The following is a 523-nucleotide window of genomic DNA, read 5'->3' on the forward strand; positions in this document are numbered from 1 at the left end:
CGCTCAAACCGGGGCAACGCGTGCTCGATATCGGCTGCGGCTGGGGCGGGATGGCGATTACGCTGGCGAAGCTCGAGCAGGTCGAAGTCCATGGGATCACGTTGTCGGAGGAGCAGTTCGCTCTCGCGCGCCAGCGCGCCGAGGCGGCGGGGGTCGCCGACCGCGTCAAATTCGAACTGATTGACTATCGCGACCTCGCCGCGCGCGCGGCGGGAAAGTTCGACCGCATCGTCTCGGTCGGCATGTTCGAACATGTCGGCGCCCCCAATTTCGAGACCTTCTTTCGCGCCTGTGCCAATCTGATGAATGCCGATGGGGTGATGCTGCTCCACACGATCGGCCGTTTCGGCAGGCCGGGGGCGACCGACGCCTTCACGCGCAAATATATCTTCCCCGGCGGTTATATCCCTGCGCTCAGCGAGACGTTGGCGGCAAGCGAGAAGAGCCGGCTGATCGCCACCGACGTCGAGACGCTGCGGCTGCATTATGCGCTGACCTTGCGCCAATGGTATAAGCGGACGCT

The 523-nt window shown here is 64.1% G+C and carries 1 protein-coding gene; it reads left to right on the plus strand.

Features of this window, described 5'->3' with window-relative positions:
* Window positions 1–20: 20 nt before the first annotated feature.
* A partial coding sequence (locus ACT6Q8_RS25680) for a class I SAM-dependent methyltransferase (protein ID WP_444739504.1) occupies window positions 21–523 on the plus strand: 503 nt, incomplete at its 3' end.

It is taken from the genome of Niveispirillum sp., from assembly GCF_052437035.1.
GTDB lineage: Bacteria > Pseudomonadota > Alphaproteobacteria > Azospirillales > Azospirillaceae > Niveispirillum.